The sequence below is a fragment of the Filobacillus milosensis genome (assembly GCF_004402015.1).
In the GTDB taxonomy this organism is placed as follows: Bacteria; Bacillota; Bacilli; order Bacillales; family Alkalibacillaceae; genus Filobacillus; species Filobacillus milosensis.
This window is the reverse complement of record NZ_SOPW01000001.1, coordinates 101,903-128,450: the sequence shown is the minus strand read 5'-3', so window position 1 is coordinate 128,450 and position 26,548 is coordinate 101,903. Positions and strand designations below refer to the sequence as shown.

The following is a 26,548-nucleotide window of genomic DNA, read 5'->3' as shown; positions in this document are numbered from 1 at the left end:
GAGATGAAGGGGTATTTCTATGGCAAGATCTAAAGTAATAACAGTATGGTTAATATGGTTACTTGTTTTTCCGGCAACCATGGTATACCTATATTTAGAATTCAGTCCAGACTTAACGGAACATTGGGTTGATTTATTGGCCTTTGCGATTGTCATTAGTGCGGTAGCAATTTTCCCTGTTAAAGTTGGCACTATTACTGTTTTATTCGTGAATGGAATTAGCTTAGCCGCATTCCTATATTTTGGGCTGTTTGTTGAAGTCGTACTATCCCAAATAATGTTTATACCGATGTTTGTCGTGACTAAGTTAAAAAAGGATGAAGCATACAGAATTGCAACTAATTCAACGATGTTTATAATTGTCTCACTTGCATCTGCAGGTGTATATTATGCTTTGGGTGGGACGCATGGGGAGTTAATGTTCAATTCTTTTGAGCAAATTGTACCTATTGTTGGATATATATTAACATCCATTTTAGTTAATCAATTTTGCTTATCAGTTTTTCAAACCTATTTGAATGGACAAAAGTTCTTTGCCTTTCCCAAAAGTTTACTTATCGATACAGGCTTAAACTTACTTGTCTTCCCACTGGGTATAGTGTTATATCTAATGTACGTTCAAATTGAAGCTGTAGCGGTATTTCTCGTGGGTATTCCATTTATTTTACTTTCGATTGTATTTTCTTATTATCATAAGACACAACGAATTAATAAATTTTTACATACAACAAGTGAAATCGGACACGAATTATCAAAGAGTTTAAATGTAAAAAGTGTTTTAGATACATTCTTATCAGAAATTGAGAAGTTAATTCCTACATCACATATATATGTATTTGATATCACAACAGAATCGAACTCAATGAGTTTGATTCGTTACATGGATCATCAAGGCACTCAAATTAAAAAAGATTATAAATTATATCGTGGAGAAGGCTTTGCAGGAAAAGTTTACGATGAAGAGAAGAGTATCATGTTAACTCGAAAAAAAGATATTAATGACCTGTACAATCATGAGTTAGCTGCAGGTGTTAACTGTGTAATAGGTGTTCCAATTTTAAGAAATAATAAAATTGTAGGTGTTCTGTCTGTTGCATCACATGAAATTAATGCTTATGAAAAATATCATTTAATGTTGTTAGAAATTCTAGCTAACTTCTTATCTGTAGCTATAGAAAATGCCCGACACTATGAGGCAGCTAAAACCCGTATGCAACGTGATCAGTTAACCAACCTATATAATTATCGTTACTTTATAGAGTATTTAGATGGATATGCATCAGATTTAGAAGCTAAAGGCTTATCAGAAATTCTATCTGTTATTATTTTGGATTTAGATTCTTTTAAAGCAATTAATGATAATTATGGTCATGAATCTGGTAACGAAGTTCTCACTGAATTATCTAAACGCTTAGTTGATTATTTCGGGCAATATGGTATTATTGCGCGTTATGGTGGTGAGGAGTTTACCATACTTGTAAAAAACATGCCTCATGAAGAAGTCGTCCAATTAGCTGAAGATATTAGAGAAGCCATTGCAAAGGAACCTTTCGTTCTCTACAAACACATTAATGGAAATGTGGAAGTTCAGGAAATTAATGTAACAGCAAGTATTGGTGTAGCGACATACCCGAACCAGTGTGAATCTCCACAAGAATTAATTCGTAATGCGGATCGCTCAATGTATGTTGGAGCAAAACGCAATGGTAAAAATAAAGTAGCTTCATTATCAGTTTAATATTAAGTAGAGAAAATGCCTTTAACTTACTTTTAAGATTATTTGTAAGTTAAGGCATTTTATTATTAGTTTAAATTTGTCGAATGACTATGACAATTTTTGGCTAATTTTGCACCGACTCTATGATAAACTCTAACCATCTTAAGGTAAGGTGGTTAGAAAATGGACGAGCATAATAAAGTTCGGGTAACTATGAATCAACAATCCAATTATAATAAAAAACATGATTTAGAAAACTTTCTGACTCCAAAAAACAAGCAACATTCCTATTCATTAACTTTTCGTGGTCGTTCGATGTTCGGAAAAATGGTTAAACCTATACTATTGGCAGTTTTATTGGGGGGGATTTTTGGTGCAGGATTAATATATTTCTTCTCTGACCTGACACCAGATGCTGTTCCTGTAACAAGTGTTGATGATGACGAAGAAGTGCAAGATCAAACCAATGATGAAGTTCGCACAGGAGAGTTAAAGTTACCGGGTAATACGTTTGAAGTCATACAATTTGGTTTGTTTTCTACTGAAGAAAATGCCAATGATTTAAATGAGACCCTTTTAATTCCGAATTCTATACCAGCTGTTGTTCAAGAACAAAGTGGACAGTTTTTTGTTATTAGTCATGTAATTACTTCTGAAATTGAAAAGGAATCAATTACGAATTTTCTGGAATCTAAAGGTTTAGTATATATGACAGATTTCTTTTATAAAAAATGGAATTATAGCACTTCTACAGTTGCCGTTAGTGATGAAGAGAAAAATTGGTTAAATGAAGGACTAACAATTCTAAATGAGTATTCAAACTCTGCTAATAATAGGAATTGGATGAACCAGACTCAAGAGTGGTTGAATGATACGAAGGAGTCTTATCAGAATAATGACCACATCAATAATATGCGAGAAAACTTAACTAATTTCCAGAATACAACCAATGAAAATATACAGCAATTTCATGAAAGAAATACTTTATTAAATTTATATCTATTTTTCGCAAATCTAAACTAATTTACTTATCAGCATTTTTTTGTATATAAAAGCCATTAATCAATATAGAAAACACGGTTTCAGTAGGGGGGAACCGTGTTTTTCTATGTTTTGTGTTAAACAATTCTAATGAGTAAAATAAATGTGTTTTAATTAAGTTTAGCTGAAAGGAGTTAATCCATGAACACAGATAGTATTTTTATTAAAGATGTACCAAAAGATGACCGACCAAGGGAAAGGTTAATTCAAGCAGGTCCTCAGGCACTATCAAATCAAGAGTTGATAGCTATTTTAATGGGAAGCGGCACAAAAGGAACTTCGGCATTATCATTAGCAACTCGTGTCCTAGTGCATTTTGAGGGATTGTCCCTATTAAAAGGTGCTACCATTAATGAATTAACTATGATTAAAGGGATAGGTGAAGCTAAGGCAGTTTCAATAATGGCAGCAATTGAATTAGGGAAGCGGCTTCATTCTTTTAAAGTAGGAGATCGATTCACCATTAGAAGTCCTGAGGATGGTGCTAATTTTTTAATGGAAGAAATGAGGGATTTAAAACAAGAGCATTTTGTTGCACTTTACTTAGATACTAAAAACCAAGTCATTCATCGTCAGACTATTTTTATTGGAAGTCTCAATTCTTCAATTGTACACCCTCGTGAAGTATTTAAAGAAGCTATTAAGCGTTCAGCTGCCTCAGTTATTTGCGCACATAACCACCCCTCTGGAGACCCAGCGCCTTCTAATGAAGATATTCATGTAACAAAAAGGTTATCAGAATCCGGTAAAGTAATAGGTATCGAATTGTTAGATCACTTAGTTATTGGAGATCAAAAGTTTATATCTTTAAAAGAAAAAGGTTACTTGTAAACAAATTAAAATAGTTACAATATCCCACATTTTTGCTATTGATAACTCTATCTATTTTTTAGTTTTTTTCGTATAATAAAATATAGAATTATAGAATGCGCCATCAGCCAAAAGTTTTTGTAAAGTTGTGGCGCTTATTCATGTTTTTTAATACCATTACATAATTTTAAGTATAAATGAATGACATCGGAGAGGAAGATTGTAATGGGTTCATCTTTGTTAAACAAAGATTTTGGAATTGATTTAGGAACTGCTAATACGTTAATATTTGTTAAAGGAAAAGGTATTGTCTTAAGAGAGCCCTCAGTAGTCGCTATAAATAATCAGACAGGTGAAATTACTGCGATTGGTGATGAGGCAAAAAAGATGATTGGAAAGACACCGGAGTCTTTATCTATAATTAGACCGATGAAAGATGGTGTCATTGCAGATTACGATACAACATCTTCTATGATGAAATATTATATTGGAAAACTTAATGTTCAATCATGGTTTGGAAAGCCTGATGTTATGGTTTGTGTACCATCTGGTATAACCATGGTTGAAGAACGTGCAGTGATCGATGCTACTAAACAAGCAGGTGTTAAGAATGTATATCCTATATCTGAGCCATTTGCGGCAGCAATTGGGGCTGGTTTACCTGTTTGGGAAGCGACAGGAAATATGGTCGTAGACATTGGTGGTGGAACAACTGAAGTAGCAATTGTCTCTTTAGGTGGAATTGTAACGAGTCAATCCATCCGAGTAGCTGGTGATGAAATTGATGAGCAAATCAGATATTACATAAAAAAGGAAAAAGAGTTGGTCATCGGTGAATCAACAGCTGAAAAGATAAAAATTGTGCTGGGCTCAGCTAAGCCAACATCGGAAAATGACAGAATGGAAGTACGAGGAAGAGACACAGTCTTTGGACTCCCCAAAACTGTTGAAGTTACTAATTCAGAAATCGTTGAAGCGATATCTGATACAATCCAATCTATTATTAGTGTCGTCCTCAACACTTTAGAGAATGCCCCACCAGAACTTTCTGCTGATATAATGGACCGTGGAATAGTATTAACTGGCGGCGGCGCATTATTACGACATTTGGACGATGTTATAAAAGAACAGACAAAAATACCCGTTTTTATAGCTGATAACCCATTAGATTGTGTAGCAATCGGTACAGGTAAAGCTCTAGATGATATTGAACATTTTAAGAACTCGCCTAATATTGCACGAAGAAACATACTTAATTAAGAGTAGGTGCTACATTTATGCCTTCGTTTTTTAGAAGAAGAAAATTAATTGTTTTATTTACAAGTATTATATTAATAGTTGTCCTTATTGGTTATTCAATGAGAGCAGATGAACAATCAAATATTGGTGCACAATTCGTTTCAGATACGGTCGGTTTCTTTCAAAATATAGTATATCAACCGGTCAATTTAGTAATTGGTTTTTTTGATAATGTTAAAGATATTAGAGATGTATATAACCAAAACGAAGTATTGAAAGAAGAATTACAGGATTACAAAACTCTAGCGTTTCAAGTAAATGAGCTAAAAAAAGAAAATGAAGAATTACGCTCAATTGTGAATTTTGATGAGATGATTAGTGATTATACACCCATTAAAGCAACAGTAATATCTAGAAGTCCTGAACAATGGTTTGATCAGGTTAAGATTAATAAAGGCCGAAAGCATGGTGTAGAACCAAATATGGCCATTTCAACAGCCGATGGAATGGTCGGTAAAGTAATTGGTGCGTCTCAATTAACCTCTACAGTACAACTGTTAAGTGGATTTGACGTAGACAATAGAATCTCAGTTGTTGTAGATAACAATGAGGATATTTTTGGTTTAATTGAAGGCTATGATTCAGAGTCTAAGACATTGCTATTCAGGGAAATGACTGACAGTGGTGAATTAGAAGTTGGACAAACTGTAATTAGTTCTGGCATGGGAGGCGTATTCCCACGGGGCCTGTTAATAGGTGAGGTGACCTCTGTAGAGTTGGACCAATATGGTTTGACTAGAACTGCAAGAATTAAACCTGCAGCAGATCTATTAAATATCAATCACGTGATGGTAATTGATCGTGATATTTATTCACCTGTACTCGATCAACAGTCAGAACAAAATCAAGCACAACTTGAAGAGGAGGAGGAGTAATTTGAAATCTCTTTATCTTCCTCTCATTTTATTTATACTTTTAGTATTTGAAAGTACAGCAGTTAGGTTTTTACCTGAATCTATAATGTCTAATAATTTATTTTATATCCCTCATTGGATATTAATCTTTTCATTATTAATTTTACTATTTTATGACCAGGCTCATACTTACCATGGACTAATTAATGGAATCGTATTCGGGTTGTTGGTTGATTTAGTTTATACAGACTTATTAGGAATATATTTTTTAGCTTACGGAGTTTCTTTATACCTCGTTCATTTATTTAAAAAGGTACTACAGCAAAACTTCTTTGTAACATTATTGTTGGGATTAGTCGTTATTGTATCGGTCGAGTTTATCCTATTTACGTTATATACGATAGTTGGGCAGATCGATATGGCTATGAATGAATTTATTCAAGATAGATTAATTCCTACAACGTTAATTAATTTATTATTTTTATTAATCATTTATCCATTTTTCTCAAAACTATTATTAAAATGGCAGGAACAAGACCTACAAATCAAGTAATTAATAATTGGTGAAATAAAATTGGGGTGTACCTATATGTCAGAATCAAGTCACTTTATTACGATGAAAGGTACTAATAACGGAATTGTTGTTTACTTAGATGACCAATGTTCCTTTAATTCGTTATTAAAAGAACTAGAAGAAAAGCTGCAAATTAATCAAGCTTCCGGAAAGACAGAAATCACATTACATAGTCAAAATCGATACTTAAATGAAGATCAGCGTCATGCTATTGAAAATACTATAGACCAGTATAGTGAATTGACAGTAAAATCAATCGATTCTTATGTAATTACTCGAGATGAAGCTTATGATATATATGAAAACACAACTGTAAAAACGGTTATGAAAACTATACGTTCTGGTCAAATACATGAGGTGAAAGGCGATGCGCTAGTAATTGGAGATGTTAATCCAGGAGGTACAGTTATTGCTACAGGGAATATATTTGTTTTAGGCAAATTAAGAGGAATAGCACATGCTGGTTTCGATGGTGATGAAGGGTGTGTTGTTGCTGCTTCATATATGCACCCTAATCAAATTAGGATTGCAAGTAAAATTAGCAGAGCTCCTGATTATGATGTGGAAGGTTCTCCAAGAGAGTTTGCATTTGTTAATCAATCAACTGAACAAATTGAATTGGAACAATTACAACACATACAAAAAATTCGTCCAAAATTACTGGATGTATTTGAAAGGGGATTGTAAATTATGGGTGAATCAATCGTAATTACATCTGGAAAAGGTGGAGTAGGTAAAACAACTACTACTGCAAATATTGGTACTGCACTTGCATTGTTAGGCCAAAAGGTATGTCTAATCGATACTGACATTGGTTTAAGAAACTTGGATGTTGTTTTAGGTCTGGAAAATCGAATTATTTTTAATTTGATTGATGTCATTGAAGGTCGTTGCAAATTACAATCTGCACTTGTTAAAGATAAACGTTTTGATTGCCTACACTTGCTTCCTGCAGCTCAAACGAGTGATAAAAATGAGGTTACACCTAAAGCAATTAGTAAATTAGTTGATGAATTGAAACCAGATTATGATTACATTTTAATAGATTGTCCAGCTGGAATTGAGCAAGGTTATAAGAATGCTGTAGCAGGTGCTGATAAAGCAATTGTTATATCAACTCCTGAAAAATCCAGCGTGCGTGATGCTGATCGTATAATTGGGTTATTAGAACAGGAAGGCTTAGAATTCGCTCCTTACTTAGTTATTAACCGAATTCGAAAGCACATGATGGATAGTGGAGATATGTTAACAGTTGATGAAATTGTATCGACTCTTTCTATTGAATTGCTCGGAATTATACTAGATGATGAAGATGTGATTCGTGCATCTCATCATGGGGAACCTGTTGCTTTTCAGCCAAATACAAAAGCATCAATAAGCTACCGTAATATAGCAAGACGAATTTTAGGTGAATCAGTTCCTCTAATGTCATTTGACAATGATGAAGGAATTATGACAAAGGTTAAAAAACTATTAGGCATGAAATAAAAGAGACCGTATCACATTGTGATGCGGTTTTTTATAGAGGCTGGGACAAAAGATAAGTGAGTGTTCAGAAGATGAACAAAAACTTGCAGATATAATATGAGCGTAGTCAAAATAAGTAGACTCCTGCAGGAACAGCACGAGCTGAAAATCACGCCAAACGAACGTAAGTGAGTTTGGGGAAGTTGAAGCCGTGCCTGCGGAAAGCGAAGCATTTTGACGAAGCGTATATTTAAACTGTACTATGATTAATATTTTTAAATTATAATACGGTTTTTTTATAATAAATATAAACTTTTGTCTCAACCTCTTTTTTATATCACTATAAAAATTCAATTTTAATAGATATCATATCTTTCATTATTCCTGAATATGCTAGTACAAAATAGACAAGGGAATGGTGAAAGATGAATCGTAAATTAGATGAAATAAGAAGTAATATTGCCAAACGTAAAATGAATAGACCTGTCACCAAAAAGAAACCGACACATTCATATAATTCATTACTAGATGATGAGGAAAAGCACGGTTATACATCTTTTCCAAGAGTAGATCATGGTCAAATCAGCAGCCCTAATACTACTAAATATTTAAGCAAATTTTTATTGTCAGCCATCATTATATTTTTTACCTTATTTACTTATCAAACTCAATTTCCACTTTTGAATACCATAAAACCGTTTGTTCATAGTACATTGACAGAGGATTTACCTTTTGCAACTGTACAAGCATGGTATGATGAACACTTTGCAACTCCATTTTTAAATTTTGGTAGAGATGGTGGAAGGGTTGTGAGTAATCAATCTGTTTCTGTTCCTGTAAGTGGTGTTCAAATGGACAAGGTTAGAGATTATGAAGATGGTATTTACATTGAAGTGACAGAAGATAAGAATGTATATCCTTTAGATCGAGGTACGGTGTTGTTTGCTGGGAAAAAGGATGCTACGGGCAATACAATCATTATTCAGCATGAAGATGGAACAAAATCAGTTTATGGTCATTTAGAAACAATTGATGTTTTTCATTATCAGTTCGTTTCGCCGAATCAGGTTATTGCCAAGGTTCAACCAGATGAAGTGATTGGATTTACAAATATGTATTTTGCTGTTCAAGAAGGTAGTCAGTATGTTGACCCCGTCCAATATATTCTAGGGGATACAGATGCGGAATAGAGTAATTCAATTTCATCCCTTATTACTGTTATTGTTGATTGGGAGTTATTTTTTGGGGATGTTTATAGAATTAATTAGTTTTTTTGTCATAATTACTATTCATGAATTAGGACACTTCATAGCTGCCAGATATTATAAATGGAATATTACTCGGTTAATGATATGGCCTTTTGGTGGCGTAATGGAAACAGATGATTTTTATAACCGTCCAAGTAAAGAGGAGTTTGTTGTAACAATTGCTGGACCGCTACAGCATATTTGGATATTTATTGTATTAGGCATCATGTATTTTATACAGGTCCAACACGTTTTACTCGACCAACTGTTAATCATAAATACGATTATACTGTTTTTTAATTTAATACCCGTTCTTCCCCTGGATGGTGGACGAATGGTCTTTATTTTGTTAACTAAAGTAACAGCTTTTCATCGAGCGGTGGTCTGGATGTCTATATCATCAATCACCATAATTGGAGTTATTAATGTTATACTATGGTTAATGCAATGGACAAGCATTCACTTAACGTTTTTATCAATATTTTTATTGCTTGATAATTGGTTACTTTGGCGTAATAAACATATAATTTTACTTAAACATTTATTGGCTAGATATTTTATTTCAGATATTGAACAAACTAACATCGCAGTATTAAGGGCAGCTTCTAATACACCGTTAAGTGAGTTAGTTAAACACTTTAAAAAAGAATACTACCATTATATTTATTTAGATCATAGTTCAAAGCCATTACCTGAAGATGCATGTTTACATGCCATGTTTACGCGAAATGAACCATTTTTAACTGTTGCAAGTATCCAGGCGAGGGAAGCTTAGATGAAACAAATTTATGTACAAAGTCGAACTAAAAAACAATTAGCGGTATATATGAATAATAACAATCTTGAGGATATCTTTATTCAAGACCGAGATGAATTTAATATTGGCGACGTTTTTCTAGGAATCGTAAAAGATGTTGATTTTAGATTAAACGTCGCTTTTGTGCGTTTAAATAATCGTGATATAGGTTTTCTAAAACTTGAAGAACCTAATCAAGTTCATCAAGGAGAACGAGTTTTAGTTCAAATAGAAAAATTAGCAACTAAAAGCAAATATGTAACAGTTAATTTGAGCATTCAACTGCAAAGTCCTTATATTGTTATCTTGCCTTATGAAAAAGGTATTCACACTTCTAAAAAACTGAAGGAAGAAGAAAGAGAAAGACTTATTAGTTTGGTGAACCATCAACCTGTTGGGTTAATTATTCGAACACAATCCAACGAACTAAGTGATAATATATTTTTAAGTCATCTAAAGGAACAATTGACTATTTGGGAGAACATTCAGTGGGCTTTAAACCATGTTAAATCACCTCAAAAAGTATACCAATCAATGTCAGATTGGACTGCATTTTTTAATAAACACCTTGGTGAAATTAATGAAATGATTTGTGATGATATAAAATTCAAAGAACAATTAGTCAAAACTTGTGGTTCAAATACAGTCAACATTTCATATGATCTGCAATTTATAAAGAATCGTCCATATAATTTAAATCAATTAGTGTCTCTTTTAACGAAACGAGAAGTGCCACTATCAAGTGGTGGCCATATTATTATTGATCGAACTGAAGCAATGACTGTGATTGATGTTGATACAAGTAACACAAGAATGAACAATAACAAGGATCAAATCCTCGAACAAACTAACCTGAAAGCAGCTGTTGAGTGTGAACGACAAATTCGGTTGAGACAATTATCTGGCATGATTTTAATTGATTTTATTAATATGAATTCTAAAATTTCCAAGAAAAAAATAATTGATCAGTTAAGAGAATCATTTAAGAACGATTCTAGTATCACGATTTATGGTTTTACTAAACTGGGTATAGTTGAAATGACGAGAAAACGCTTGTTTCCTGATGTTTATGATCAATTTTCAATTTATTATGCACAGTCGGCTAATCAATGTGAGTTGATTATGAATCAAATCGAGGAAAAATTATTAGAATATCAATCAGCACAGACTGATCAGCTGCACTTAAAAGTTGCGACAAAATATAATATCAATTGGAAAGCGTATTTACTTGAATTAAAAGAAAGACATGAGCTAAATTTTTCATTGAAATTAAGCGAAGATCCCTCTTTACAAGAACCGTTTTCCCTGTATAAAATAGAGGACGGCAATCGGGTAAACAAACAGTTAAGACAACAAGGAATTAAGGTTGACAACCTTTTTTAAATCGTGGTATTATTTATTTTGTTATGCTTAATGGTAGCACCCGTTGCTACAACCGCTCAGAAGAGGTTTTTAAACTTACTTGTTAAGTACCTCGATGGCGAGTCTTAGTCTTAGAGGAGGTGCAGTAGAATGTACGCAATTATCGAAACTGGTGGTAAACAAATTAAAGTAGAAGAAGGTCAATCAGTATTCATCGAAAAGCTAGACGCTGAAGCAGGTGAAGAAATCACGTTTGACAAAGTACTATTTGTTGGTGGCGATTCTGTAAAAGTTGGTTCTCCATTAGTGGACGGCGCAACTGTTACAGGTAAAGTTGAAAAGCAGGGTAAAGGTCGTAAGATCACTGTTTTCAAATACAAGCCAAAGAAAAACTACAAGCGTAAACAAGGTCATCGTCAACCTTATACAAAAGTAACGATCGAAAAAATTAACGCGTAAGGATACTTTATTATGATTGAATTGAAAGTATTTAGAAATAGCGATCAAACCATTTCAGGATTTGAATTGTCTGGGCATGCTAATAGCGGACCACATGGTCATGATTTAGTATGTGCTGCAGTATCAGCTGTTTCATTTGGATCTGTTAATTCAATTATTCAACTTTGTCAGATCGAACCTGAGATTGAGCAGGGAACTGAAGGTGGCTTTCTTAAAATGCTCTTACCTGAAGGAATGTCTGATGAGGCTTATAATAAAGCTCAAACGCTACTTTCTGGGATGCTGGTTACATTCCAAACAATTGAAAGAGATTATAATCAATATATAACCATCTTTGAAAAATAAGGAGGTGCATTTCGATGCTACGTCTAGATTTACAGTTTTTCTCACAGAAAAAAGGTCAAGGTAGTTCAAAGAACGGACGTGACTCAGAGTCTAAACGTCTTGGAGCTAAACGTGCTGACGGTCAAGTCGTAACTGGTGGATCAATCCTTTACCGTCAACGCGGTACAAAAATCTACCCAGGTGAAAACGTAGGCCGTGGTGGCGATGATACTCTATTCGCTAAAGTAGACGGTGTTGTACGTTTCGAGCGTTTTGGTCGTGACCGTAAAAAAGTTAGCGTATACCCTGCAGTTCAGGAAGCGTAAACTTTTAAAAAAAGCTGACTCCTAATCGAGTCAGCTTTTATTTTGTCTATAATAATTGTTAAAAATTGGCTTGTCGATAATCATGACAAGCTTTTCTTAATTCTACCCTATATTAATTGTGGTATGATAAACAAAAAGGGTAGGGTGAGAGCATTGTCAGTAAATGTTGAAGATGTTTTAGATTTATTAAGATTATACAGACATGATTTGATGAATGACCTGCAATTAGTTCAAGGTTATGGCAGCATGAAAAAGCATGATGTATCGATGGAAAAATTAAATCAATTAATAACTAAATTAGGTGAGGATCGTCTATTACAAACGCTCGATGCACCACAACTTGTTTATTGGTTATTCCATTTAAAGCTTAATAGTAGAGAAACTAAATTAGAATTCGACATTGAACATAATGATCAATCGTTACAACCATATGATGAAATCATTCTTAATGATGGTAAGCATTTGATTCAGACGTTTGAAAAAGAATTAGGTTCACTTTCTGACTTACATATTCGTATTGAAATAAAATATGAAGATGATTGGTATATTAAGTATCGTATAAAGGGTAACGAACAAATAAAAGATATAGTTTTAAACACTGATTCAAAATTAATGATAGAAAATAATGAGGAAGAAACTTCTTTTGTATTTTCTTATAAGTAGGTGAGATAAATGTTTGTCGATCAGGTACAAGTCTTTGTCAAAGCAGGAGATGGTGGTAACGGCCTCGTTGCCTTTCGTCGTGAAAAATATGAACCGATGGGTGGACCTGCAGGCGGTGATGGAGGAAATGGCGGTGATGTCATTTTCGAAGTTGATGAAGGTTTAAATACATTAATGGATTTCCGTTTTCAAAAACATTTTAAAGCTTCTCGAGGCGTCAATGGGATGCCAAAAGGTATGCATGGTAAAAATTCTGATCCATTAATCGTACCGGTTCCTCCAGGAACAACAATACGTAATGCAGATACAGGAGATTTAATAGCAGATTTAACCGAACATAAACAACAAGCTATTATTGCTCATGGTGGCCGTGGAGGCCGTGGAAACATTCGTTTTGCGAATGCTCGAAACAGAGCGCCTGAGCTAGCGGAAAATGGGGCACCAGGGGAAGAGTTATACGTAAAATTAGAATTAAAAGTATTAGCAGATGTTGGTTTAGTCGGCTTTCCAAGTGTGGGAAAATCAACGTTATTATCAATTGTTAGTGCTGCCAAACCTAAGATTGCTGATTATCATTTTACTACTTTGGCGCCAAATTTAGGTATGGTCCAAACTGAAGACGATCGTAGCTTTGTTATGGCGGATTTACCTGGACTAATCCAAGGGGCTCATTCAGGTATTGGGTTAGGCCATCAATTTTTACGACACATTGAACGTACAAGAGTCATAGTACACGTGATTGACATGTCAGGTTTAGAAGGACGCGATCCATACGAAGATTTTGTTACGATCAATGAAGAGTTAAGGCAGTATGATGAAAAAATGATGCAGCGACCACAAATAATCGTAGCTAATAAGATGGATATGCCAGATTCAGAAGACAACCTTGAATTATTTAAAGAGCAAGTAGGAGAAAAGTATCCGATTTTCCCTATTTCAGCGATCACTAAAGACGGAGTGAGAGAGTTATTATTCGCTGTGGCTGATACATTAGAAAAGATTCCTAAAAATCAGTTTGAAACAGATGAAGATGAGACTCAAACCGAAGAACGCGTATTATATAAATTTGAAAAAGATGATGATACGATTGAAATAACAAGAGATGACGATGGAGCTTATGTGTTATCAGGAAATACTATTGAACGTATCTTCAAAATGACAGATTTCAATCGAGATGAATCCGTACGTCGTTTTGCTCGTCAAATGCGTCATTTAGGTGTAGATGATGCATTAAGAAAACGAGGGGCAAAAGATGGTGACATTATTCGTCTGTTAGATTTTGAATTTGAATTTATTGAGTAAAGGACCAGAATACTGGTCCTTTTTATATTAGCGCTTAACATTAAATTTATAGGCAAACGCTCAACTTTTATTCGCATATGCATAATGTGTTAGTGGGATATTTTATACTTTAAGGACATTAACTTTCTTAAAGTATTAACGTATGTGAAAAACTAAGGCTTTCGCTATTTTGGCGTGGCGTAAGCCAAGTTTTTCTCAAAATTTGAAAGGAGAAATTCATCATGAGAATACATGTTGTGCAAAAGGGAGAGACGTTTGAGTCAATAGCTAAAGCTTATGATTTAACAGTTGATCAGTTAATACAAATGAACCGGCATTTAGATAGGAGTAATGTGCTTTTACCTCAAATGAAAGTAAAAGTGCCTTTAAATGTACAAAAGTCACCTAAAATGTCTAATAATGTTGGCAAAAAAATTGATGTAAGTAATAAACGTTTGTCACCACCACATGACCCTAATAAACCTAAAGTGTTACCAATAGTTGCGGAAGATGAATATGTCATGAGTGATAAATTGATTTCAGCGATCGATGATGATCAGGAGGATGAATTTATACAACAGTTTTTGCCAGAAGGATATTATAATTGGCAACCGGATCCATACGCTCAGCCGGTTATGTATGATTATCACATTCCCGTTCAAGTGATGGAACCAATCCCTTATGAGAACGAACCAGTCAGAAATAGTTACTATAATCCATACGAACACGTCAATCAGTATGCTTATTTTGCCCCATACTACCCTAATTATAATTACATGTATCGCCCATATAACCCGTGTGGCTGCGGTGGTTATTATTACTAATTCTTTGAGTAATTAAAACAGGTTATGATAATATATAAAATAGTACTCGTAATTAAAGGGGAATAATTAGATGGAAAAACATATAGAGCAATTAACGAAATGGCTCCAGGCTAAAGTTGAAGAAGCCAATGTTAATGGGTTAGTTGTTGGCTTAAGCGGAGGTATTGATTCTTCCGTTGTAGGTTACCTAATTAAAAAAGCTTTGCCGAATAACTCACTAGGTGTAGTTATGCCCTGTAAAAGTAATGGTCAAGATGAAGCAGATGCTCAATTAGTTATTGAAGGTTCGGGCATTGATTCAGTAACTGTAGATTTATCAGAGCAACATGATCTGCTTTTAAATGGCATTAAGACTTCTTTGGAAAGTAAAAATGACTGGAATGTAAATAATGAACAATTAGCCGATGCCAATCTTCGTGCAAGGTTAAGAATGAGCACACTTTATACCATTGCAACTAATTATAATTATCTCGTCGTTGGAACTGATAATGCTGCTGAATGGTATACAGGTTATTTTACAAAATACGGTGATGGTGGAGTTGATTTAGTTCCGCTATTACATTATACAAAATCAGAAGTTCGAGATTTAGCTCGAGAACTAGGTGTGCCGGATAAGATTATCACAAAGGATCCAAGTGCAGGACTTTGGGATGGTCAAACGGATGAAAGTGAAATGGGTGTATCATACGATACAATTGATGCTTTTTTACGTGGAGAAAAAGTGGATGAGGAATCAGAAAAAACAATTATTAAAATGCATGAACGAACGGCTCATAAACGTGCATTACCACCATCTCCACCAGATTTCCATCATTTCACATTAGAATAAACGAATGATGAAACACCTCTTATTTCAAACTAATGAATACGGAGGTGTTTTCATGTTTAAGAAAATGATTGTGTTTTTTAGTATAATGTTACTTGGCGCGTGTACGTATGTTAATCCTGAAAAGCAAGAGGAGAGTATTTCAAATTCTGAAGAAACGACAGAAATCCAATTTGATCAGGAAAGGCCAACTGATGAAGAGTTAATTCGCTATAATAATTATGAGAACCCTTATGAATATTATGAGCAGCGAGAAACTGATAAATCATTAGGGAATACCGATAATTCTAAGCGAATTCGCTCTGAGAAATTCAGAGAGCAGAATGATTTAAATCGTAATATTTATTATGAGTTAAGAAACATGCGTGAGTTTATTGAAGTTGGTGTTTCTGTTCAGGACCAGCAAATTTATGTAGCTGTACATTTAGCTAATCGCGTCACGGAAGATGAAGCCATTGCAAAAGTTAAAGAAGTAGTGGAAAATATAACTGGTCGTACAGATGTTACAGTTTATGTTAACCAGGAATATCACAATCGGATTGAAGACCGTAAAAAAGATTAATGAATTCTAGAAAAGGAGTTTTCTTCTCCTTTTCTTATACATAACGGAGGCGGGGAAATAATGAAATTTGCAATTGTTACTGGCGCTTCACGAGGTTTGGGTGAAGAAACGGCCAAAAATTTACTAACACAGGGTTATAATCTATTTACGATTTCCAGAAAAAGAAAAACTAATGAACTTAAAAATTTAGCTAATGAAAATCGCCAATCTTATTATCACCATTCATGTGATCTAAGTGATTTAGAAAAATTAAATGATGTGTTATATGAAATCGTAACAAAGCTACAAGATCAGAACATTGAAGAACTATTAATTGTTAATAATGCCGGAATGGTTACACCAATCGGTCCTGTTGGTTCATTAGAGAACCACGACATTGTTAAACATATTTCAGTTAATTTAACTGCAATTATGTTAATGGTCAATACAATGAAGAAACATGTTGAGTCCAATCGCTTATTTGTTGTAAACATATCTTCTGGTGCTGGGGAAAATGGTGTATATGGCTGGAATGCTTATTGTTCCACAAAATCTGCTGTGAATATGTACACGGAAACGGCAGCTCTAGAAGCTAAAGAATTAAAATCAAAAGATCTTCATATCGCTTTCAGCCCAGGAGTTATGGATACGGAGATGCAAGAGGAAATTCGAAGCAGCGATGAAGAGGACTTTAAAAACGTTGATAAATTCAAGCAATATAAAGAAGAAGGTAAACTTAGAAGTCCAAAAGAGGTCGCTGATTTACTTACAGATTTAATCCAAAAACCTGATGAAATAGAAAACGGTAAGGTTTACCGAGTTTATGATCTAGTTAAATAATTCTTTAAGGGGAGGAGATTATTATGGCAGGTCATTCAAAATGGCATAATATTAAACATAAAAAGGGCGCTAAGGATGCTAAGCGCGGAAAAATTTTCATGAAATTAGCTAAAGAGATTTATGTTGCTGCTAAACAAGGAGGCAGTGACATGGAGACAAATTCTGCTCTTCGTTTAGCAGTAGATAAGGCAAAATCCAATAATATGCCTAATGACAACATTGATCGTGCGATTAACAAAGCAACAGGAAATGTTGAAGGGGAAAACTACGAAGAAATGGTTTATGAAGGCTATGGTCCTGGCGGTGTAGCTGTAATGGTTGAAGCATTAACCGATAACAGGAATCGTACGGCGTCTGAAGTACGTCATGCTTTCTCAAAGAACAATGGCAATCTTGGTGAAAATGGCTGCGTATCCTTTATGTTCCATCGTAAAGGTTACATCGTGATTAAGCGTGAAGATTTAGATGTAGATGAGGAAACATTCATGCTGGAGGCAATTGAAGCAGGATGCGAAGAAGTTGAGGCTAGTGATGAAGTTTTTGAAGTGTACACAACAGTAGAAGACTTTGAAGAAGTTAGAAATGTTTTAAAAGAATCATATGTGCTTGAAGTCGCTGAATTATCTATGTTTCCTGATACTTATACATCAATTGAAGAAAACCAGCAAGAAGATATGAACAAAATGGTGGATATGCTTGAAGATCTTGATGATGTTCAGGAAGTGTATCATAACATGCAGTAAATGGTGAGCCTCTCCTTTTAGGGGGAGGTTTTCACATTTTTTATATCTCTAATAATTTAAAACATGTTACACTATGGGTAGAACATTTGTTTTATTAATATTAGGAGGAACCAAATGTACGCATACATAAAAGGGGAATTAGTTTCTTTAAATGAAGACCATGTTGTCTTAGATGTATCTGGGGTTGGCTATGAAATTTTTTGCCCCAATCCGTATCGTTTTCAAAAGGAAATTGACCAACAAATTAAAATACATACATATTTACATGTTCGAGAAGATGCTCAAATTTTATATGGGTTTAAAGAGCAAGAAGAAAAAGAAATTTTCAAGAAATTATTAAATGTTTCTGGAATAGGGCCAAAAAATGCATTGAATATTGTGGGACAAACTTCTGCACACGATTTTGCTATGGCTATTGAGAATGAAGATGATCAATATCTAACTAAATTTCCAGGTGTCGGTAAGAAAACAGCGAGACAAATGATCTTGGATTTAAAAGGGAAAGTTTCTGAATGGATGAACTCGCAAATAAGTCAACCAGTAGGTGAAGTGGTTACAACCCCTGCTGGAGATGTTTACTTTGATGAAGCAGTTGAAGCTTTAAAGGCATTAGGTTATTCATCACGTGAAATTAAAGGAATATCAAATCAGTTAAAAGCTTCTGAAGCTCAATCAACAGATGATGTAGTTAAGAAGGGGCTTCAGTTATTAATGCGTTAAAAAGAAGGTGAAAAATATGGATGAACGCATGGTTTCAGGTGAACTTCAAATTGACGATCAAGACGTCGAACAAAGCTTAAGACCATCAATGCTTTCTCAATATATTGGGCAATCTAAGACAAAAGAGAACCTAAGTATATTTATTGAAGCGGCAAAAATGCGAGAAGAGTCGTTAGACCATGTGCTATTATACGGACCACCAGGTTTAGGAAAAACGACGTTAGCATCAATTATTGCAAATGAGATGGGTGTTCAATTTAGAACGACTTCTGGACCAGCCATTGAAAGGGCGGGCGACTTAGCTGCAATATTATCATCTCTTGAAGCGGGAGATGTGTTATTTATTGATGAAATCCACCGTTTACCCAGGGCTGTGGAAGAAATTTTGTACCCTGCAATGGAAGACTTCGTTTTAGATATAGTGATCGGGCAAGGTTCTGAAGCACGTTCTGTCCGATTAGATCTTCCACCTTTTACTTTAGTTGGAGCAACGACACGTGCAGGCTTACTATCTGCTCCTTTACGTGATCGTTTTGGTGTACTTAGCCGATTAGAGTTTTATAATGTGGAAGAATTGAGCATGATTATAAAGAGAACAGCAGATATATTTGAGATTGAAATTAATCATGATGCAGCAGATGAAATTGCTTCAAGATCTAGAGGTACGCCACGTATAGCTAATCGCTTATTGAAACGTGTACGTGATATTGCGCAAGTTAAACAGGAACCGTCAATAACTTTCGCTACTACCCAAAAAGCTTTATCCATGTTGCAAGTTGACGTTGCAGGCTTAGACCACATTGACCATAAATATTTATTAGGAATCATTGATAAATTCCAGGGTGGTCCTGTAGGTTTAGATACAATTTCAGCAACGATAGGGGAAGAATCTCAAACTATTGAAGATGTCTATGAACCATTTCTACTTCAGCAGGGGTTCATACAACGAACACCTAGAGGGCGTGTTGCGACGTTGAGAGCTTATGAACATTTTGATCGGGAGGTCCAATAATCTTGATGGATTTTGGTAAAATCTTTATTATAATAGGGATTGTCTTGATTGTTGTTGGATTAGCTTGGAGTTTTATTGGAAAATTACCTGGTGATATAACCTTCAAGAAAGGGAATACGACCATTTATTTTCCAATAGTTACTTCAATCGTTATTAGTATCATACTTAGCTTAATCTTTTTTATTATTGGTAGGTTTAGATAAAGGGAAGTGAGCACAACATGAATATAGAAGATTTTGATTTTGAATTACCTGAAGAATTAATTGCTCAAACACCATTAGAAAACCGGGCAAATTCAAGGTTAATGGTGTTAAATCGAAAAGAAGAGTCCATTGATCATCGTAATTTTTATCATATTTTGGATTATTTCAATGAGGGAGATTGTTTAGTCTTAAATAACACAAAAGTTCTCCCTGCTCGATTATTTGGGCATAAAGAAGATACAGGCGGTAAAGTAGAAGTATTACTTTTAAATCAGCAAGAAGGCGATGAATGGGAAGTATTAGTCAAGCCTGCAAAAAAAGTAAAAGAAGGTACACGCATTGTATTTGGCGATGGACTACTTTCAGCTGAGTGCATTGGCTTAAAAGAACACGGTGGACGTGTCATCCGTTTTGAATATAATGGTATTTTCTTAGAAGTTCTAGATCAACTCGGTGAAATGCCGTTACCACCTTATATTAAGGAACAATTAGATGACCGTGACCGATATCAGACTGTTTATGCTGAAGAAGTAGGCTCTGCAGCGGCTCCAACAGCTGGGCTACACTTCACTGAAGAGTTGCTCGATCAGATTAAACAAAAAGGTGTTAAAATAGCTTATATAACTTTACATGTCGGTCTAGGTACTTTCCGGCCAGTACAAGTTGATAATATTGAAGAACATGATATGCACTCAGAGTTTTATCAAATGAGTGAAGACACAGCATCTTTATTAAATGATGTTAAAAATAGTGGGAACAAAATCTATGCAGTTGGGACTACATCTGTTCGAACATTAGAAACCATTGCAAGAGATGAAAGCGGACAATTTAAAGCTAAAAGTGGATGGACAGATATTTTTATTTATCCTCCTTATCAATTCAGAGCAATTGATGCGATGATTACGAACTTCCACTTACCGAAATCCACTTTAATCATGTTAGTAAGTGCATTTGCGAACAAAGAATTTATTCTGGAGGCTTATTACAAAGCTGTAGAGGAGCGCTATCGCTTTTTCAGTTTTGGTGATGCGATGTTAATCTTATAGTGAAGGTGAATGATAATGACAGCAGTTAGTTATGAACTGATTAAAACGTGTAAACAAACAGGTGCCAGGCTAGGACGTGTCACTACGCCTCATGGTTCATTTGAGACTCCCGTCTTTATGCCTGTAGGTACATTAGCTACGGTAAAAACGATGGCTCCAGAGGAATTGGAGTCTATGGGAGCGAATATTATATTATCCAACACTTATCATCTTTGGTTACGACCTGGAGAAGATATTGTTGAAGAAGCTGGAGGTCTGCACTCTTTCATGAACTGGGGCGGCTCAATTCTGACGGATTCAGGAGGTTTTCAAGTATTTAGTTTAAGTGAACGTCGGAAAATTGAAGAAGACGGGGTCCATTTTAGACATCATTTAAGTGGAGAAAAGCTCTTTTTATCACCTGAAGGAGCTATGCGAATTCAAAACTCACTTGGTTCAGATATTATGATGGCTTTTGATGAATGTCCTCCTTACCCTGCAACTCATGAGTATATGAAAGCATCTGTTGAACGAACAAGTCGTTGGGCAGAGCGTTGTTTAGAGGCACATCAAAAACCTGACCAACAAGGGTTGTTTGGTATCGTTCAAGGTGGTGAGTATGAAGAGCTTAGAAAGCAAAGTGCCAAGGATTTAATATCTATGGATTTCCCAGGCTATGCCATAGGAGGACTGTCTGTAGGTGAACCTAAAGATGTGATGAATCGTGTATTAGATTTTACTACACCTTTACTTCCAGAGGACAAGCCCAGATATTTAATGGGAGTGGGTTCACCGGACTCGCTGGTTGATGGAGCTATACGTGGTGTTGATATGTTTGACTGTGTGTTACCGACACGTATCGCTCGAAATGGGACATGCATGACATCAAATGGTCGTTTAGTTGTACGTAATGCAAAATTTGCCAAAGACTTTACGCCATTAGATGAGAATTGTGATTGTTATACATGCCGTAATTATACAAAGGCATATATCAGACATTTAATTAAGACTAATGAAACATTAGGAATAAGGCTTACGACTTATCATAATCTTTACTTTTTGATAAAATTAATGGAGAATGTGAGAGAAGCCATAAGAGAAGATCGTTTAGGCGATTTTCGTGATCAATTTTTTGATCAGTATGGTTTTAATAAACCAAATGCAAAGAACTTTTAGAAAGGAGGGGCAGCAGTGGATATTTTAAGCGGTTTACTACCAATTATTCTTTTTATTCTATTGTTCTGGTTGATTTTAATTCGTCCACAACAAAAGCGTCAGAAGCAAGTTAAAGATATGCAACAGAATTTACAAAAGGGAGATCGTATCATCACTATTGGTGGGCTTCATGGAAATGTACATGCATTAGATGAAGGCACACTAGTGATTGAAGTTGATGAAGGAACGAAACTTACATACGATCGTTCAGCTGTGCGAGAAGTTGTTCAGTCTAATTAATGAATAACGAGAGCCGACTCATTTTAATAGAGTCGGCTCTATTTTTATTTTCGTGTGTTTACTCCCATCATGCTCCCCACAATCGCAGCTACAACAAAGATTAAGAAGTATAATAGCTGGTTTTCATACATCCACGCATCTTGTGCTAAGAATTGATAAAGAATGATACCTACAACGTATAATACACCCACAATCAGTCCTGTCATCCAGCCTTTTTCCTCTGTCTTACCCCCACCAATAAAGCCACCAATCATTAATACTAATACACTGGTAATAAAACTTGTCCATTTGAAAGCCGAGCTTGACATATCCGAGAAGTTCACAATTAAAGCGATCATTAGACTGCTAATTAACATTAACGCAATGATGGAAAGGACTCCATATAAACTAGCTCTCATTCTCTCACTCATAGAATAACCTCCTTAAGTTCTCTTATTACGCCCAAGGCGAATGTTCTTTAATATAAAATATGCATGTTTCACTTAGAAAAGACGTATTTATTTGTAAGGGAGACTTACAAAGGGGATAAAAATATGGAAGCTATGATTGTTATGACAATCTTTGTCATAAGCTATGTGTTTTTACTATTGGATAAGATTAATCGAGCTCTAATAGCTGCAACAGGTGCGGCATTAATGGTTTTGTTTGGTGTGTTTTCCTGGGATGAAGCTTTATCTTCCTATGTAGATTGGAGTACGATTGCGTTATTATTTTCTATGATGGTTATGATCTCAATTACACAACGAACTGGTGTTTTTGAATTTATAGCTTTATGGATGATTAAACGTGTTAGTGGTAAACCTGTTGCCCTATTTTTTTGGATTGGAACTTTGACTGCTGTTGGATCCGCTCTATTAGATAACGTCACAACAGTTTTACTTTTAGTTCCGGTATTATTACACATGATTAAGCAACTAAATTTAAAAGCTTTTCCGTATTTAGTTAGTGTTATTATTAGTTCTAATGTCGGTGGAACAGCCACTATGATAGGAGATCCACCTAATATTATGATTGGACAAGCTGTTCCTTATTTTGATTTTCTGGACTTTTTACTACATTTAGGTCCTGTTGTAGTCGTCATACATATAACTTCAATGGCCTTGCTTTACCTTATGTTTAAGAGTGCACTAACATCGTATAATCGCATGGAAGAAGGATTTATAGAGAATTTAAATCCATCTGATTCATTGAAAAAGACGCCATTATTGTACCAATCTCTTATTATTCTTCTCCTTACAATTATAGCTTTTACACTACACGGTTTTTTACATGTTGAGTTAACGACCATTGCGATAATTTCAGCTTTATTAATGTTATTAATATCAGAAAATGATGAGTCTAGTGAGATTGTTTTTCAAAAGGTTGAATGGACAACCCTGTTCTTCTTTGTTGGCTTGTTTGTTCTAGTGGGTGGTTTAGAGAAGGCAGGAATTATTGATCGTGTAGCTTATACTTTTATTGATTGGACTGAAGGAGATTCATTTACATCATCATTAGTCATACTATGGTCTGCAGGCATATTATCTGGATTTGTAGATAACATACCTTATGTGGCGTCTATGATTCCAGTCATTGAGGAATTTCAATCGTTTGGTGTAAAACCAATTGATCCTTTATGGTGGGCGCTTGCATTAGGTGCTTGTTTAGGTGGAAATGGTTCGCTATTAGGTGCATCGGCAAATGTCGTTGTTGCAGGTATTGCCAGTACTCAAGGTGAAAAAATTCACTTCATCAAATTTATGTTTTATGGTCTAGTTATTGTTCTTATTTCTCTAGTGATATCCACCATTTATATTACACTTCGATACTTTGTATAACTTGTCATTCGAATAATATAGACATGAGAGGGTTAAATTAAATAGGAAATTTAATTGAAGGATGGACTCTATGGATGAAATTATAACCCTTACGACTAGAACATTTGGTGTCTATGTTGCAATTTTTATTGTCTTTCGCTTAATGGGAAAACGAGAAATCGGTGAGCTAAGTATAATGGACCTGGTAGTTTTTATATTATTAGCTGAAATTGCGATATTTTCTGTTGAGAATACAGACCAATCATTTGTCTTATTACTGACTCCAATGGTTGTTTTACTACTTGTCCAATTATTAACTGCTTATTTATCTTTAAAGAGCACCAAGATACGTGAATGGTTAGACGGCAGGCCTTCGATTATTATTAAGAATGGGAATATTGATGAAAAAGAAATGAAACGACAGAGATATAATATGGATGATTTGCTCGTTCAGTTACGAGAAAAGGGAATTATCGATGTGAATAACGTGGAGCTTGCCATTTTGGAAACGAGTGGCAAGCTTTCTGTGTTTGAGAAAAAAGATAACCCACCATCCATCATTGAACCAATTATTGTGGATGGTGAGATTCAGGTTAATGCATTGAAGAAGTATCAACTGTCTGAAGAAGATTTATTAAAGAAACTACAAGATAGAGGGATTAATGAAGTAGAACATATTTCATTAGCTCAAATGAACGCTGAACACCAATTGTTTATTGACCTTAAAAACTAATATCGCTTTTTACGTAACTGATTCCATTCTTCTTTGGAAACAATCTGTAATACAATCAGCCCAACGAAATAGATAAAGAATAAAGATATTATTGCTAACACCAATGTAATAATATTTGTATTTGTGTCCCATAAAGTTTGTAGTTTAGATCCAATTAGATAAATGATAATCAATAATCCGCCCATTTTAGCCATCAAGGAAACGGGTATCATAAATTTAATCGTTTTATATAGAGTCACAAAATGTAACGTGGTTACAACAACAATACCTACGATAATGGCGATTACTACACCTTCAATCCCAAAAGAGGGTTTAGTGGCCAATAACCAAAGCACAGATAATTTGACGATAGAACCTATGAGACTATTTACCATGGCTTGTTTAGCATAATCAAGAGCTTGAAGAGCTGCTTGTAAAGGTGCTTGAAAATATAATAATAAGAAGAAAGGTGCCATGAAACTTAAAAATGTTGTTCCGCTCACATTGCCATAAATTAAATTTAATATTGGATGGGCAAATAACATAAATACAATAGTTACTAACCCACCAGATGCGTATGACAACCTTAATGCTTGTCTAATACGATAATGAACCGATCCCTGATGATTTAACGCATTGAATTCACTTACTGAAGGAATTAGTGCAACAGATAGAGAATGTGTGATAAACGTGGGCAGCAGTAATAAAGGTAACACATACCCTGTTAATTGGCCGTAGGCAGCAGTACTTTGAGAGATTGTATAACCGGCTAAAAATAAACTCTGGGAAACTAATATAGGTTCTAAAAAATATGTGACAGAACCAATTAAGCGTGTACCAGCTGTTGGAATGGCAATGTGCATAATATCATTTAAGGTTTGTTTAAGGTGGCTGTATTTAGTTTTTATAAAGAATGATGTCGGTCGTTGTTTGTCAGTTTTAAAACAATAGAATATAAAACCTAATGAAGCAAGTTCTCCAATGACTACTGCAAACATAGCACCGCCAGCAGCATAGGAGATCCCATAAGGTAGTAACATTTGTATGAATAGTAATACCAATCCTATACGGACAACCTGTTCAATTACTTGAGCTGTAGCTTGTGGCTTCATATTCTGCATTCCTTGAAAGTATCCGCGCAAGACTGAAGATACTGCAATAATAGGTATAATTGGACTAATCAATAACATGGGAATATACGTACGCTCGTCCAACAGCATTTGTTTTGAAATAATCGGTGCTAATGCCACAAACAATATAGTCAGAATAATACTTAAGCTTGTTGTAATAGAAAAGGAAATCGTTAATATTTTTTTTATTCGTTGTTTGTCATTTTGAATACTTGCTTCTGCTACTAATTTTGACACAGCAACTGGAATACCAATTTGTGACAGAGTTATCATAAGAAATAGAGCTGGTAAGGCTAACATATAAACGCCTACACCTTCGTCACCTAGCATTCTCGCTAACACAATACGGTTAACAAACCCTAGTAAACGACTGATCATACCTGCAATAATTAATATAAGTGCACCTTTTATAAATGTTTGTTTTGTCATTTTCTGATAGCCTACCTTCTCAAAATGATGAAAATTCGGTACAATAATGTATATGCAAAATGATGTACAAGT

General features: G+C 34.8%; 31 protein-coding genes and 1 other annotated feature. Of the genes, 29 read left to right on the top strand and 2 right to left on the bottom strand.

All coding sequences use genetic code 11. From position 1 onward, the window contains the following. Positions 1-19: 19 nt before the first annotated feature. From E3U55_RS00675 to yajC, 27 genes are all read left to right on the top strand, one after another. Positions 20-1,738, top strand: coding sequence for a sensor domain-containing diguanylate cyclase (locus tag E3U55_RS00675; RefSeq protein WP_134338399.1), 1,719 nt, complete (start codon positions 20-22; stop codon positions 1,736-1,738). Positions 1,739-1,900: 162 nt separating this feature from the next. Then, positions 1,901-2,740: a hypothetical protein gene (locus E3U55_RS00670; RefSeq protein ID WP_134338398.1), complete on the top strand. Its 840-nt coding sequence runs from the start codon at positions 1,901-1,903 to the stop codon at positions 2,738-2,740. A gap of 159 nt (positions 2,741-2,899) precedes the next feature. Then, positions 2,900-3,589, top strand: a complete 690-nt coding sequence (gene radC, locus E3U55_RS00665) for a RadC family protein (protein ID WP_134338397.1) — start codon at positions 2,900-2,902, stop codon at positions 3,587-3,589. 204 nt (positions 3,590-3,793) lie between these two features. Continuing rightward, positions 3,794-4,828: a rod shape-determining protein gene (gene mreB, locus E3U55_RS00660; RefSeq protein ID WP_134338396.1), complete on the top strand. Its 1,035-nt coding sequence runs from the start codon at positions 3,794-3,796 to the stop codon at positions 4,826-4,828. Between the two features lie 17 nt (positions 4,829-4,845). Next, positions 4,846-5,742 carry a rod shape-determining protein MreC gene (gene mreC, locus E3U55_RS00655; protein ID WP_134338395.1) on the top strand — a complete coding sequence of 299 codons (897 nt, stop codon included), beginning with the start codon at positions 4,846-4,848 and terminating at the stop codon, positions 5,740-5,742. 1 nt (position 5,743) lies between these two features. Beyond that, the gene (gene mreD, locus E3U55_RS00650) at positions 5,744-6,274 is read left to right on the top strand and encodes a rod shape-determining protein MreD (RefSeq protein ID WP_194840780.1); all 531 of its coding nucleotides are present in this window, start codon (positions 5,744-5,746) and stop codon (positions 6,272-6,274) included. 36 nt (positions 6,275-6,310) lie between these two features. Continuing rightward, positions 6,311-6,982 (top strand): septum site-determining protein MinC, encoded by a 672-nt coding sequence (gene minC, locus E3U55_RS00645; RefSeq protein WP_134338393.1) that lies wholly within the window; start codon positions 6,311-6,313, stop codon positions 6,980-6,982. Positions 6,983-6,985: 3 nt separating this feature from the next. Continuing rightward, entirely contained in the window at positions 6,986-7,783 is a 798-nt protein-coding gene (gene minD, locus E3U55_RS00640) for a septum site-determining protein MinD (protein ID WP_134338392.1), read from the top strand. 404 nt (positions 7,784-8,187) lie between these two features. Further along, the gene (locus E3U55_RS00635; RefSeq protein ID WP_134338391.1) at positions 8,188-8,952 is read left to right on the top strand and encodes a M23 family metallopeptidase; all 765 of its coding nucleotides are present in this window, start codon (positions 8,188-8,190) and stop codon (positions 8,950-8,952) included. A gap of 58 nt (positions 8,953-9,010) precedes the next feature. Then, on the top strand, positions 9,011-9,784 hold the full coding sequence (locus tag E3U55_RS00630) for a site-2 protease family protein (RefSeq protein ID WP_228547440.1): 774 nt from the start codon (positions 9,011-9,013) through the stop codon (positions 9,782-9,784). Further along, on the top strand, positions 9,785-11,188 hold the full coding sequence (locus E3U55_RS00625) for a ribonuclease E/G (RefSeq protein WP_134338389.1): 1,404 nt from the start codon (positions 9,785-9,787) through the stop codon (positions 11,186-11,188). It begins immediately after the preceding gene. Positions 11,189-11,228: 40 nt separating this feature from the next. After that, positions 11,229-11,303, top strand: a sequence feature (ribosomal protein L21 leader region). A 14-nt stretch (positions 11,304-11,317) separates the two neighbouring features. Continuing rightward, positions 11,318-11,626 carry a 50S ribosomal protein L21 gene (gene rplU, locus E3U55_RS00620; protein WP_134338388.1) on the top strand — a complete coding sequence of 103 codons (309 nt, stop codon included), beginning with the start codon at positions 11,318-11,320 and terminating at the stop codon, positions 11,624-11,626. A gap of 12 nt (positions 11,627-11,638) precedes the next feature. Further along, the gene (locus E3U55_RS00615) at positions 11,639-11,971 is read left to right on the top strand and encodes a ribosomal-processing cysteine protease Prp (protein WP_134338387.1); all 333 of its coding nucleotides are present in this window, start codon (positions 11,639-11,641) and stop codon (positions 11,969-11,971) included. Between the two features lie 14 nt (positions 11,972-11,985). Beyond that, positions 11,986-12,276, top strand: coding sequence for a 50S ribosomal protein L27 (gene rpmA, locus E3U55_RS00610; RefSeq protein ID WP_134338386.1), 291 nt, complete (start codon positions 11,986-11,988; stop codon positions 12,274-12,276). Positions 12,277-12,429: 153 nt separating this feature from the next. After that, positions 12,430-12,939, top strand: a complete 510-nt coding sequence (locus tag E3U55_RS00605) for a Spo0B domain-containing protein (RefSeq protein WP_194840778.1) — start codon at positions 12,430-12,432, stop codon at positions 12,937-12,939. Between the two features lie 9 nt (positions 12,940-12,948). Beyond that, the gene (gene obgE / locus E3U55_RS00600; RefSeq protein WP_134338384.1) at positions 12,949-14,241 is read left to right on the top strand and encodes a GTPase ObgE; all 1,293 of its coding nucleotides are present in this window, start codon (positions 12,949-12,951) and stop codon (positions 14,239-14,241) included. A gap of 221 nt (positions 14,242-14,462) precedes the next feature. After that, positions 14,463-15,044 carry a LysM peptidoglycan-binding domain-containing protein gene (locus tag E3U55_RS00595; RefSeq protein ID WP_134338383.1) on the top strand — a complete coding sequence of 194 codons (582 nt, stop codon included), beginning with the start codon at positions 14,463-14,465 and terminating at the stop codon, positions 15,042-15,044. A 70-nt stretch (positions 15,045-15,114) separates the two neighbouring features. Next, positions 15,115-15,873, top strand: a complete 759-nt coding sequence (gene nadE / locus E3U55_RS00590) for an NAD(+) synthase (RefSeq protein WP_134338382.1) — start codon at positions 15,115-15,117, stop codon at positions 15,871-15,873. Positions 15,874-15,925: 52 nt separating this feature from the next. Next, positions 15,926-16,432, top strand: coding sequence for a YhcN/YlaJ family sporulation lipoprotein (locus tag E3U55_RS00585; protein ID WP_194840777.1), 507 nt, complete (start codon positions 15,926-15,928; stop codon positions 16,430-16,432). A gap of 60 nt (positions 16,433-16,492) precedes the next feature. Further along, on the top strand, positions 16,493-17,251 hold the full coding sequence (locus E3U55_RS00580) for a (S)-benzoin forming benzil reductase (protein ID WP_134338380.1): 759 nt from the start codon (positions 16,493-16,495) through the stop codon (positions 17,249-17,251). 23 nt (positions 17,252-17,274) lie between these two features. Continuing rightward, entirely contained in the window at positions 17,275-17,994 is a 720-nt protein-coding gene (locus E3U55_RS00575) for a YebC/PmpR family DNA-binding transcriptional regulator (protein WP_134338379.1), read from the top strand. A gap of 114 nt (positions 17,995-18,108) precedes the next feature. Beyond that, positions 18,109-18,714, top strand: a complete 606-nt coding sequence (gene ruvA, locus E3U55_RS00570; protein WP_134338378.1) for a Holliday junction branch migration protein RuvA — start codon at positions 18,109-18,111, stop codon at positions 18,712-18,714. A 16-nt stretch (positions 18,715-18,730) separates the two neighbouring features. Further along, the gene (gene ruvB / locus E3U55_RS00565; RefSeq protein ID WP_134338377.1) at positions 18,731-19,726 is read left to right on the top strand and encodes a Holliday junction branch migration DNA helicase RuvB; all 996 of its coding nucleotides are present in this window, start codon (positions 18,731-18,733) and stop codon (positions 19,724-19,726) included. A gap of 5 nt (positions 19,727-19,731) precedes the next feature. Further along, positions 19,732-19,929, top strand: a complete 198-nt coding sequence (locus E3U55_RS00560; protein WP_134338586.1) for a DUF2905 family protein — start codon at positions 19,732-19,734, stop codon at positions 19,927-19,929. A gap of 17 nt (positions 19,930-19,946) precedes the next feature. Then, positions 19,947-20,975, top strand: a complete 1,029-nt coding sequence (gene queA, locus E3U55_RS00555; protein WP_134338376.1) for a tRNA preQ1(34) S-adenosylmethionine ribosyltransferase-isomerase QueA — start codon at positions 19,947-19,949, stop codon at positions 20,973-20,975. 15 nt (positions 20,976-20,990) lie between these two features. Then, the gene (gene tgt, locus E3U55_RS00550) at positions 20,991-22,130 is read left to right on the top strand and encodes a tRNA guanosine(34) transglycosylase Tgt (RefSeq protein WP_134338375.1); all 1,140 of its coding nucleotides are present in this window, start codon (positions 20,991-20,993) and stop codon (positions 22,128-22,130) included. Positions 22,131-22,145: 15 nt separating this feature from the next. Next, a complete protein-coding gene (yajC, locus tag E3U55_RS00545; RefSeq protein WP_134338374.1) occupies positions 22,146-22,409 on the top strand; it encodes a preprotein translocase subunit YajC in 264 nt (87 codons plus the stop codon). Positions 22,410-22,453: 44 nt separating this feature from the next. On the opposite strand, the gene E3U55_RS00540 is transcribed toward yajC, so the two are convergent. Continuing rightward, on the bottom strand, positions 22,454-22,819 hold the full coding sequence (locus E3U55_RS00540; RefSeq protein WP_134338373.1) for a TIGR04086 family membrane protein: 366 nt from the start codon (positions 22,817-22,819) through the stop codon (positions 22,454-22,456). A gap of 123 nt (positions 22,820-22,942) precedes the next feature. On the opposite strand from E3U55_RS00540, the gene E3U55_RS00535 reads away from it, so the two are divergent. Next, complete coding sequence (locus E3U55_RS00535; RefSeq protein ID WP_134338372.1) at positions 22,943-24,226, top strand: ArsB/NhaD family transporter; 1,284 nt, start codon at positions 22,943-22,945, stop codon at positions 24,224-24,226. Between the two features lie 70 nt (positions 24,227-24,296). Beyond that, the gene (locus tag E3U55_RS00530; protein WP_134338371.1) at positions 24,297-24,938 is read left to right on the top strand and encodes a YetF domain-containing protein; all 642 of its coding nucleotides are present in this window, start codon (positions 24,297-24,299) and stop codon (positions 24,936-24,938) included. Here the strand turns inward: E3U55_RS00530 and spoVB are convergent. Next, complete coding sequence (gene spoVB, locus E3U55_RS00525) at positions 24,935-26,476, bottom strand: stage V sporulation protein B (protein ID WP_134338370.1); 1,542 nt, start codon at positions 26,474-26,476, stop codon at positions 24,935-24,937. The two genes, E3U55_RS00530 and spoVB, sit on opposite strands and share 4 nt — an antisense overlap. Between the last annotated feature and the right edge of the window lie 72 nt (positions 26,477-26,548).

Excerpts from the sequence above, each read along its gene's own strand:
- queA (WP_134338376.1), top strand. The coding sequence starts at position 19,947 with ATGAATATAGAAGATTTTGATTTTGAATTACCTGAAGAATTAATTGCT.
- E3U55_RS00540 (WP_134338373.1), bottom strand. The coding sequence starts at position 22,819 with ATGAGTGAGAGAATGAGAGCTAGTTTATATGGAGTCCTTTCCATCATT.
- E3U55_RS00585 (WP_194840777.1), top strand. The coding sequence starts at position 15,926 with ATGTTTAAGAAAATGATTGTGTTTTTTAGTATAATGTTACTTGGCGCG.
- E3U55_RS00535 (WP_134338372.1), top strand. The coding sequence starts at position 22,943 with ATGGAAGCTATGATTGTTATGACAATCTTTGTCATAAGCTATGTGTTT.
- E3U55_RS00635 (WP_134338391.1), top strand. The coding sequence starts at position 8,188 with ATGAATCGTAAATTAGATGAAATAAGAAGTAATATTGCCAAACGTAAA.
- rplU (WP_134338388.1), top strand. The coding sequence starts at position 11,318 with ATGTACGCAATTATCGAAACTGGTGGTAAACAAATTAAAGTAGAAGAA.
- E3U55_RS00530 (WP_134338371.1), top strand. The coding sequence starts at position 24,297 with ATGGATGAAATTATAACCCTTACGACTAGAACATTTGGTGTCTATGTT.
- tgt (WP_134338375.1), top strand. The coding sequence starts at position 20,991 with ATGACAGCAGTTAGTTATGAACTGATTAAAACGTGTAAACAAACAGGT.
- nadE (WP_134338382.1), top strand. The coding sequence starts at position 15,115 with ATGGAAAAACATATAGAGCAATTAACGAAATGGCTCCAGGCTAAAGTT.
- obgE (WP_134338384.1), top strand. The coding sequence starts at position 12,949 with ATGTTTGTCGATCAGGTACAAGTCTTTGTCAAAGCAGGAGATGGTGGT.
- E3U55_RS00575 (WP_134338379.1), top strand. The coding sequence starts at position 17,275 with ATGGCAGGTCATTCAAAATGGCATAATATTAAACATAAAAAGGGCGCT.
- ruvB (WP_134338377.1), top strand. The coding sequence starts at position 18,731 with ATGGATGAACGCATGGTTTCAGGTGAACTTCAAATTGACGATCAAGAC.
- E3U55_RS00630 (WP_228547440.1), top strand. The coding sequence starts at position 9,011 with ATGTTTATAGAATTAATTAGTTTTTTTGTCATAATTACTATTCATGAA.
- mreC (WP_134338395.1), top strand. The coding sequence starts at position 4,846 with ATGCCTTCGTTTTTTAGAAGAAGAAAATTAATTGTTTTATTTACAAGT.
- mreB (WP_134338396.1), top strand. The coding sequence starts at position 3,794 with ATGGGTTCATCTTTGTTAAACAAAGATTTTGGAATTGATTTAGGAACT.
- E3U55_RS00560 (WP_134338586.1), top strand. The coding sequence starts at position 19,732 with ATGGATTTTGGTAAAATCTTTATTATAATAGGGATTGTCTTGATTGTT.
- E3U55_RS00580 (WP_134338380.1), top strand. The coding sequence starts at position 16,493 with ATGAAATTTGCAATTGTTACTGGCGCTTCACGAGGTTTGGGTGAAGAA.
- E3U55_RS00595 (WP_134338383.1), top strand. The coding sequence starts at position 14,463 with ATGAGAATACATGTTGTGCAAAAGGGAGAGACGTTTGAGTCAATAGCT.
- E3U55_RS00625 (WP_134338389.1), top strand. The coding sequence starts at position 9,785 with ATGAAACAAATTTATGTACAAAGTCGAACTAAAAAACAATTAGCGGTA.
- E3U55_RS00670 (WP_134338398.1), top strand. The coding sequence starts at position 1,901 with ATGGACGAGCATAATAAAGTTCGGGTAACTATGAATCAACAATCCAAT.
- radC (WP_134338397.1), top strand. The coding sequence starts at position 2,900 with ATGAACACAGATAGTATTTTTATTAAAGATGTACCAAAAGATGACCGA.
- minC (WP_134338393.1), top strand. The coding sequence starts at position 6,311 with ATGTCAGAATCAAGTCACTTTATTACGATGAAAGGTACTAATAACGGA.
- spoVB (WP_134338370.1), bottom strand. The coding sequence starts at position 26,476 with ATGACAAAACAAACATTTATAAAAGGTGCACTTATATTAATTATTGCA.
- ruvA (WP_134338378.1), top strand. The coding sequence starts at position 18,109 with ATGTACGCATACATAAAAGGGGAATTAGTTTCTTTAAATGAAGACCAT.
- rpmA (WP_134338386.1), top strand. The coding sequence starts at position 11,986 with ATGCTACGTCTAGATTTACAGTTTTTCTCACAGAAAAAAGGTCAAGGT.
- E3U55_RS00675 (WP_134338399.1), top strand. The coding sequence starts at position 20 with ATGGCAAGATCTAAAGTAATAACAGTATGGTTAATATGGTTACTTGTT.
- minD (WP_134338392.1), top strand. The coding sequence starts at position 6,986 with ATGGGTGAATCAATCGTAATTACATCTGGAAAAGGTGGAGTAGGTAAA.
- E3U55_RS00615 (WP_134338387.1), top strand. The coding sequence starts at position 11,639 with ATGATTGAATTGAAAGTATTTAGAAATAGCGATCAAACCATTTCAGGA.